The sequence below is a fragment of the Caballeronia sp. BR00000012568055 genome (assembly GCF_029439455.1).
Classification (GTDB): domain Bacteria; phylum Pseudomonadota; class Gammaproteobacteria; order Burkholderiales; family Burkholderiaceae; genus Caballeronia.
Genome location: NZ_JAQFVG010000102.1, coordinates 2,478 through 10,459 on the forward strand (window position 1 = coordinate 2,478; position 7,982 = coordinate 10,459).

The 7,982-nt window shown below is 56.4% G+C and carries 10 protein-coding genes; 6 read left to right on the plus strand and 4 right to left on the minus strand.

The genetic code is table 11. The features are described from left to right. The coding region (locus tag P7F28_RS06240; RefSeq protein WP_277183621.1) for a hypothetical protein at positions 1–183 on the plus strand (183 nt) is incomplete at its 5' end. A 42-nt stretch (positions 184–225) separates the two neighbouring features. On the opposite strand, the gene P7F28_RS06245 is transcribed toward P7F28_RS06240, so the two are convergent. Beyond that, entirely contained in the window at positions 226–1,746 is a 1,521-nt protein-coding gene (locus P7F28_RS06245) for an amino acid permease (protein ID WP_277183622.1), read from the minus strand. A gap of 392 nt (positions 1,747–2,138) precedes the next feature. On the opposite strand from P7F28_RS06245, the gene P7F28_RS06250 reads away from it, so the two are divergent. Further along, positions 2,139–2,795, plus strand: coding sequence for a peroxiredoxin (locus P7F28_RS06250; RefSeq protein WP_277183623.1), 657 nt, complete (start codon positions 2,139–2,141; stop codon positions 2,793–2,795). Between the two features lie 67 nt (positions 2,796–2,862). Here P7F28_RS06250 and P7F28_RS06255 read toward each other — a convergent pair whose 3' ends face one another. Both P7F28_RS06255 and P7F28_RS06260 read right to left on the minus strand, forming a co-directional pair. After that, entirely contained in the window at positions 2,863–3,336 is a 474-nt protein-coding gene (locus tag P7F28_RS06255; RefSeq protein ID WP_277183624.1) for a bacterioferritin, read from the minus strand. Between the two features lie 115 nt (positions 3,337–3,451). Then, a complete protein-coding gene (locus P7F28_RS06260; RefSeq protein WP_277183625.1) occupies positions 3,452–4,162 on the minus strand; it encodes a FadR/GntR family transcriptional regulator in 711 nt (236 codons plus the stop codon). A gap of 471 nt (positions 4,163–4,633) precedes the next feature. On the opposite strand from P7F28_RS06260, the gene P7F28_RS06265 reads away from it, so the two are divergent. From P7F28_RS06265 to P7F28_RS06275, 3 genes are all read left to right on the plus strand, one after another. Beyond that, on the plus strand, positions 4,634–5,527 hold the full coding sequence (locus P7F28_RS06265; RefSeq protein WP_277183626.1) for a ketopantoate reductase family protein: 894 nt from the start codon (positions 4,634–4,636) through the stop codon (positions 5,525–5,527). 97 nt (positions 5,528–5,624) lie between these two features. Continuing rightward, on the plus strand, positions 5,625–5,963 hold the full coding sequence (locus P7F28_RS06270) for a DUF4148 domain-containing protein (protein WP_277183627.1): 339 nt from the start codon (positions 5,625–5,627) through the stop codon (positions 5,961–5,963). A 119-nt stretch (positions 5,964–6,082) separates the two neighbouring features. After that, entirely contained in the window at positions 6,083–6,460 is a 378-nt protein-coding gene (locus P7F28_RS06275) for a DUF427 domain-containing protein (RefSeq protein ID WP_277183628.1), read from the plus strand. 1 nt (position 6,461) lies between these two features. Here P7F28_RS06275 and P7F28_RS06280 read toward each other — a convergent pair whose 3' ends face one another. After that, positions 6,462–7,355: a LysR family transcriptional regulator ArgP gene (locus P7F28_RS06280; protein WP_277183629.1), complete on the minus strand. Its 894-nt coding sequence runs from the start codon at positions 7,353–7,355 to the stop codon at positions 6,462–6,464. Positions 7,356–7,450: 95 nt separating this feature from the next. On the opposite strand from P7F28_RS06280, the gene P7F28_RS06285 reads away from it, so the two are divergent. Continuing rightward, the coding region (locus tag P7F28_RS06285; RefSeq protein WP_277183630.1) for an aminotransferase class I/II-fold pyridoxal phosphate-dependent enzyme at positions 7,451–7,982 on the plus strand (532 nt) is incomplete at its 3' end.

Here is a 7,982-nt window from a genome sequence, read left to right on the forward strand (position 1 = left end):
GCCTACTCAGAGATGGTCACCCGTCTCGTTCATGATCATTACGACGGGGTCACGCGCTATACCACAAGCAGTTTTCTGCGCATGAAATTAGGCGATGCGCTCAAGGAGCGTGGCGTTGCTCCCTATATTTACGAAAGCCCGGAGGAAGCGCGCGAACATGAATCGAAGCGAGCGGCTGATTAAGGTCAATCAAGCTAAGGTCAATCAAGCCGCTCTTAAGATTTGCTAGCCGCGCGCCGCTTGACCCGAGGGCGCGTCGGCTTTAGCGCGCAGTCTGCTGTGCCGGATGCCGTAGCCAAAATAAATGGCGATACCGATCGCCATCCACACGACCAGTCGAATCCAGGTATCGGCGGGCAAGCCCGTCATGAGAAAAATGGAGGAGAGGGCACCGAGCGGTCCGACGATATAAACCGCCGGTGTCTTGAACGCACGCTTGAGTTCCGGCTGCGTGATCCGCAACACCACCACGCCGATCGACACTACCGCGAACGCAAACAATGTCCCGATACTTACCAATTCACCGACAAGGCCGATCGGCAGGAGACCTGCGAGAATCATCACGACCAGGCCGGTGAACAGCGTTGTGATATGCGGCGTCTTAAAGCGTGGATGAATTTTAGAGGCGAACGGCGGCAGCAATCCGTCTTTGGCCATCGAATAAAAAATGCGCGGCTGGCTAAGCAGCAATACGAGAATCACCGATGTCAAACCGAAAATTGCGCCTAGCTTGACGATAGGCGAAAGCCAGCGCATGCCAATAGCATCGACACCCACGGCGATCGGGTCCGCTACATTGAGTTTGTCATAAGGCACGATACCCGTCAGCACATAGGACACGAGCACATAAAGAATGGTGCAGATGGTCAGCGAGCCGAGCAAACCGATCGGCATATCGCGCGTAGGGTTGCGTGTTTCCTGCGCCACGCAGGACACCGAATCAAAACCGATATACGCGAAGAACACCACGGCCGCGCCGCGTAGGACGCCGCTCATGCCAAACACTCCGGATTCTCCGGTGTTTGGCGGCAAAAACGCGCCGGTTGGATTTTTCGCGGTGACCCAATGGCTCGTGTCCACATAAGCAATACCCGCCACGATAAATGCCAACACGATAAAGACTTTGATGATGACGATAAAGCTGTTCACGCGTGCGGATTCACGAATGCCAAGGACCAGCAGGATGGTGATGAGACCCACAATCACCATTGCAGGCACGTTGAGAATGCCGCCCGCATGACTCCAGCCTTTAGCGGGATCGTAGGCAAGCGGCGACTGCGCTAAAGCGGCGGGTATGTCGATATGTATCGAATGAAGGAAGCTGACCACGTAGCCCGACCAGCCGATCGCCACAGTCGTTGCACCTACCGCATACTCAAGGATCAAATCCCAGCCGATCAGCCACGCAATGAGTTCACCCATGGTCGCGTACGCATACGTGTAGGCGCTGCCGGAAACCGGAACCGTGGATGCCATTTCGGCATAACAGAGCCCCGCGAGCGCGCACACGATTGCGCCGAGAACGAAGGAAATGGTGATGGCGGGGCCAGCATTGGTTGCTGCGGCGTGGCCCGTCAAAACAAAGATCCCTGCACCGATAATGCAACCGATGCCAAGCATAGTGACATCGAGTGCGGTGAGAGAACGGGTGAGCGTATGGCCGCCCTCGTGTTCCTGTAGATCTTCTTCGGTCTGCGCAGCTTCGCTCTGCAGCGCATCGATGGTTTTTCTCTGCAAGACGGTCACGATCGCCTCCTGTTCGACGGCAACGAAGTCGCGCTTATGCTTATGCCTGAGCACGCGTGACGAATGCGTCGTCTGATGGGGTTCTGATTGCTATCTAAATGGGTTCTAAGCTTATGCCTTTTCTGAATAGCAAGTTTTTCTGGGGAATTCGACAATGTTGTTTGGATCAACAGACTGTGAGCCAGCAACAGTCGCGGTGAGCAGGAAACATGCCGCTCCTTGGGCGTAGGAACTGCATGATGATTGGATATGCTGCTCTTAGGCCGTCACGAACCGTGCCATGCCTCAAGGGCGCGGCACTATAATCGCTAAGCGCCAGGCTGCAAATTACTTATCCGGCATCCGTTTCAGCAGGAAACGTTCACCGGCCATTTCTTAACGTGGAGATAAATATGTCTATTCGTATTGGTGATGAAGCCCCCGATTTCACCGCGGAAACCACTCAGGGCACCATTCGTTTTCATGAATGGATTGGTGACCACTGGGCGATTCTGTTCTCGCATCCGAAGGACTTCACACCGGTCTGCACCACCGAACTCGGCTACATGGCCAAGCTCAAGCCCGAATTCGACAAGCGCAATACCAAGGTCATCGGACTGTCCATCGATCCGGTCACGAATCACTCGCAATGGGCCAAGGACATCGAGGAAACGCAAGGCACGGCCGTCAACTATCCGATGATCGGCGACGCGGACCTCAATGTCGCCAAGCTTTACGACATGATCCATCCGAATGCGAGCGGCGGCAGCCCGCGCACCGCAAACGACAACGCAACCATTCGCGCAGTGTTCCTGATCGGACCGGACAAGAAGGTAAAGGCTACGTTCACGTATCCGATGAGCGCGGGCCGTAATTTCGACGAAGTGCTGCGTCTGCTCGATGCCCTGCAATTGAACGCAAAGCATACGGTCGCTACGCCCGTGAATTGGAAACCGGGTGAGGACGTAATTATTCCGACGTCTGTGTCGGATGAAGATGCAAAGAAGAAATATCCAGAAGGCTTCAAGACACTCAAGCCTTATCTGCGCACGGTGGCGCAGCCTAAGTAAGCTTTAGGCCTTTAGCGTGTAAAGCGCTGGTTGCGTTATGCAGCCAGCGCTTTTGTTCTTAGCTTTCTTAGCTATGTCCCGTCCGCCGCTCCGGCGATGTATCCACCTCACCGGGGCGACGCAGCATCTTGTCCACTTCGCCCGCGTGCATTTCCTCGGTATGGATCATTTGCCGCGCGTATTCCTCTAAAGCAACCGAGCGATCCTCGACATGCTTGAGCAACTCGCGATAAAGCCCTAAAGCGACATTTTCGGCTTGCAGCGATTCACGCAAAATGGTTGCGATATCGAAGCTGTGATTATCGAGCAAAGGGCCGATTTCCAGCGACGGATAAGCCCCTAAGGTCGTAATCCACTCGCCCGCAAGATGCGCGTGCTGTAACGACTCGTCGGCCTGTGCGCGTAGCCACGAAACGATTGGAATTCGGCCAAAGCCGAACACAAGAAACGAATAATGCGTGTAACGCACGACGCCCGCCAACTCGGATTCGAGTATCTGGTTGAGCACGCCGACGACCTTCTCTTTATCGAGTTCCGCCATTGTTGCCTCCGTATGTGCACTAACCCGCGCTCCGTGGGTGTTCAATCATTGTAGTCACGAGAGCGCGGCATGCGAGGGCAATCTTGTGCGCAAAATACGGGCCTTGCGGCGGTGCTTAAACGGCTTCTTCGACCCAGATCGATGTCGTGCGTGCGATCACCTGCTGCATGGCGGCTCGTGCGCCGTCACCGTCGGCCGTGTCGATGGCGCGTACGACGCGGCCATATTCAGCCAGTTCCGCTTCGGTCGCGCGCGGCAGGGTTTGCGGCTGCGCGCGCAAAGTCGCCTTCATCGAGCGAATGCCTATGCGCACGACGCTGCCCATCTGACGCAGCAATTCATCGCCACTGGCATCGATAATGGCTTCCTGAAGCGCTTCTTCTGCGCTTGCCTGCGTGGCTTCGGAAGGACTCGTATGGACGAGCCGCTGAAACGCCGCATTGATGGCGATGCGCTGATGACGATTCGCACGCGTGGCGGCGAGCGCGGCAGCGGGCGGATCGACCAGTGCGCGAAACTCGAGCAATCGCGCGATATATTCCGAATCGAGTCCTGCGCGCAGCCGCCATTCGGCGACTTCCGAGTCGATTACCAGCCATTCGCGAGCCGGCCTGATACGCGTCCCGGTCTTGGGCCGCACGTCCAGCATGCGGCGCGAGATCAACACGCTTAGCGCCTCGCGCATGATGGTGCGTGACACGCCATGCTTCTTCGAGAGAATCACTTGCGGCGGCAGGATGTTGTCTTGATACTCTCCGCTGACGATGCTCGCGACAAGCTGATTCACTACGCGCTTGACGAGCGATGTTTCATATCCATGGTTCATTTTTTTGTTCTCGTGAAAACGCCCACGCATCGGCTCTAAGCCATTCCGCTAAGAACGGTCGCCGTTTTTTGCCTGCTTCTTGACTACATTTCCGGCGTCTGGGCGCGCCAGTCGTCATGGTCTCCCGCTGTCTATTCCAATACGGAAAAAAGCGGCTTTTAGCATCGCCTTGCACTTACCCCATAGCGGTCTTGTCTTGTTCGAAAAGCATCGTCGATCCGCCAGGGCAAGCGTATCTCACTGGCACGATTTAACAATATGGTTCACCGCTAAATCGTCCGACTATGGTGCGTCCGCACACAAAGTTTTGTGGTCACACAACACGATTAAGACGCGCAAGCGTTTGCGCGAATTCAGTGCTTGACGTCCCCTCGATGCGTTATGCGAAGCATCGTGCGGTGAAGTGCTATATCGGCATGTGTTACCGTTTCGATCCTGATTTATCGAGCCAAACGACAAGGAGAGCTGGAGATGAAAGTTGCCGTCATGGGTGCGGGCGCGGTGGGCTGCTATTACGGCGGCATGCTCGCGCGGGCGGGTCACGACGTTGTGCTGATTGCGCGGCCGCACCATGTCGATGCCATTCGGCACAACGGCCTGCGCCTCGACACGCAAACGTTCGATGAACAAGTCCGCCTTGACGCGAGCACCGAACCGGACGCGGTCAAAGGCGCAAAGCTCGTGCTGTTTTGCGTGAAATCGCCCGATACCGATCACGCCGCGCAAGCGCTTGCACCTCATCTTGAAGCTGATGCGCTAATTCTTTGCCTGCAGAATGGCGTAGAAAACGCGGAGCGCGTGCGCGAGCTTCTTCCGCAGGAAACGGCCGCTGCGGTTGTTTATGTAGCGTCCGAAATGGCAGGGCCGGGGCATATCCGGCATCACGGTCGAGGCGAATTGGTAATCGAGCCTTCGAGCGTAAGCGAAGAACTTGCACGCGTATTCGCGCAAGCCGGCGTGCCAACGGAAATCTCCGACAATGTGCGCGGCGCATTGTGGGCCAAGCTGGTTTTAAATTGCGCTTACAACGCGCTGTCGGCGCTGTCGCGCTTGCCATATGGAAAGCTCGTGCAAGGCGAAGGCGTGACGCGTGCCATGCGCGATGTCGTCGATGAATGTCTCGCAGTGGCCAAGGCCGACGGCGTCACCATTCCCGGCGATGTCGATGCCGCGGTGAGACGTATCGCGGAAAGCATGCCGAATCAGTTTTCATCGACAGCTCAGGATTTGATGCGTGGGAAGCGCAGCGAAATCGATCATTTAAACGGTTTGATTGTGCGACGAGGCGAAGCGCTAGGCGTGCCGACGCCTGCGAATCGCATGTTGCACGTTCTCGTCAGGCTGATCGAAAGCAAAGCCGATTAAAGCGGCTTTAGCAATTTGATCAACGTCGGGCACAGCCGATGCTCTGGAGTAAGCAGGCGCAGAAGTAATGCGCTACCACTTAATCCGGAGGTCAACCATGAAGTCATTGATTAAAGCCGTGGCCGCTGCTGCCGTACTGGTGCCACCAGCGCTTACTTTCGCGCAAACCATGCAATCGGATCAAGGCATGACGCGCGGCGAGGTCAAACAAGATCTGCGTAATGTCGAGGCGGCGGCCTATAACCCGGCGGTTAATGACCAGACAACGTATCCGGCCGATGTCCAGGCTGCCGAGGCACGTGCTTCGCGCCAGAATGGTGCAATGCAAAGCAATGACGCTTATGGCGGCATGGCGAACGGAACCTCGGCATCCGGCATGCGCGGCATGGCGCCAATGAACAACGACGGCACCAAGCCGACGTATTTCGGCCATTAATTCGCTCAAGCATCTTAAAGCGTGGCGGTCCTTACCGATGCCACGCTTTGTCATTTGTGCGTTTCGGAGAGAAGGGCGCTAAGCTAGGCTTTCTTCGTTCTTTAGCAGGACACGAAAACATGGAACGCACCGTCAAAATTCCCGGCCCCGATCACCCGATTACCGTAAGCCGTAGCGCGTCGCATATCATCGTCATGGCAGGCGGACGCGTGATTGCCGATAGCACCGACGCACTTGCCTTGCGCGAAGCCTCGTACCCCGAAGTGCTATACATACCGCGCAAAGACGTCGATATGTCTTTGCTAGAACGTACTTCGCATAGCACGTACTGTCCTTACAAAGGCGAATGCAGCTATTACAGCATTCCTGCGGGTGGCGACAAAGCAATCAATGCAGTGTGGACCTATGAAGCGCCATACGATGCCGTAACCGAAATTAAGGAGCACGTGGCGTTTTATCCCGATCGCGTCGATTCAATCGAAATCGAATCGCGTTGATTCAATCGAGCAAGGCTTTGGCGCGGGCGCGCAACACCGCGCTGAAATCGTCCAGCCAGCCGATGGCGAGGCGCCAGTTTTGCCAATAAAGATCGACGTCCATGCGTGCGCCTGGCGAAATGTCCACCAGCGCGCCGCGCTTTAAGTCTGCCTCGACCAACGCTTGCGGGCACATTCCCCACGCTAGCCCCGTCGTGCATGCGCGCACGAAACCCGCACCGTGCGCGATGATATGCGCGGGAGGATTGATGTCGATTCGGCTAAGGCGCCGTATGAAGCGCCTTTGCATTTCGTCCTTATCGTTGAAATTCACGCATGGCGCTCGTCTTAGCGCGTCGCGAGTCAGTCCATCGGCAAAATATCGCGAAAAATAGTCAGGTGAGCAAACTGCCCGATAGCGCATGCGTCCCAGCTTCACGGCGCGCCAACCCGGCACTGGTTCGGCCTGCGTGGTCACCGCGCCTTGCACGTCGCCATTCCGAATTCTTTGCGCGGTGTGGTCCTGATCGTCGATAACGAGATCCAGCAATACACCACGTTCGATACAGAACTGCGCGGCAGCATCGACGAACCACGTACTCATGCTGTCGTCATTTACCGCAATTCGCAGCTTCGCGCGGTTTTCCGCAGGCACGCCGGGCAACGCAGGCATGCGTCCGCCCAGTTCGGCTTCGAGCAATTGCACGCGTTCGGTGTGGCGGCATAGCAGCGCACCGGAGGCGGTTGCTTCGCATGGCTGGCCACGTCTCACGAGCAGACTTCCGACGCGCTCTTCAAGCAGCTTTACGCGTTGCGACACCGCTGAAGGCGTGACGCTCAATTCGCCCGCCGCGCGGTCGAATGAGCCGGTACGCACGACCGCGAGCAGTGCATCGAGCAGGGCGTAGTCGAGCATTAGCGTTCCTTATTAAAAATTAGAAAGTTTAGCTTTTTGAATGTATAGGATACGCGCAGACTAAGGCCTTCCTTGACTACGAGCAGCCTGACATCATGCAACCCATTCCCTTCAAGCTGGAACGCTACTTTGCGCAGCACGAATTTACTGCGCGTCATTTGCTGTGCAGTTCCGATCCTGAGTCGATGTCGATCGGTGAATTGCTTGCGTTGGAATCCGACGCGCCGCAAGGCTTGCAGGATACATGGCTCGGCTACACCGAATACCCCGGCGATCCCGCGTTGCGCCGCGAAATCATGCGGCTTTACGAGCATATCGATGCAGATCAAATCATCGTTCATACGGGCGCGCAGGAAGCGATCTTTTCCTTTATGAATTCAATGCTCGTGCGTGGCGATCATATGATCGTGCATCAGCCGGGCTATCAATCGCATTATTCTGTGGCGCAGGCAATGGGCGTGAAGGTGTCGCCGTGGATTGCTCGGGAGGCGAATGGCTGGGCGGTCGATCCGGACGAACTCGACGCGCTGCTTACACCGCAGACACGAGCGATTGTCCTGTGCGCGCCGCACAATCCCACTGGCTATTTGCCGTCGCGTGAGACGTTCGATGCGATCATCGCTTTCG

What these genes read in the sequence shown, in the direction of transcription:
- P7F28_RS06250 (WP_277183623.1), top strand. Translation starts at nt 2,139, where the DNA reads ATGTCTATTCGTATTGGTGATGAAGCCCCCGATTTCACCGCGGAAACC.
- P7F28_RS06255 (WP_277183624.1), bottom strand. Translation starts at nt 3,336, where the DNA reads ATGGCGGAACTCGATAAAGAGAAGGTCGTCGGCGTGCTCAACCAGATA.
- P7F28_RS06260 (WP_277183625.1), bottom strand. Translation starts at nt 4,162, where the DNA reads ATGAACCATGGATATGAAACATCGCTCGTCAAGCGCGTAGTGAATCAG.
- P7F28_RS06265 (WP_277183626.1), top strand. Translation starts at nt 4,634, where the DNA reads ATGAAAGTTGCCGTCATGGGTGCGGGCGCGGTGGGCTGCTATTACGGC.
- P7F28_RS06270 (WP_277183627.1), top strand. Translation starts at nt 5,625, where the DNA reads ATGAAGTCATTGATTAAAGCCGTGGCCGCTGCTGCCGTACTGGTGCCA.
- P7F28_RS06275 (WP_277183628.1), top strand. Translation starts at nt 6,083, where the DNA reads ATGGAACGCACCGTCAAAATTCCCGGCCCCGATCACCCGATTACCGTA.
- P7F28_RS06280 (WP_277183629.1), bottom strand. Translation starts at nt 7,355, where the DNA reads ATGCTCGACTACGCCCTGCTCGATGCACTGCTCGCGGTCGTGCGTACC.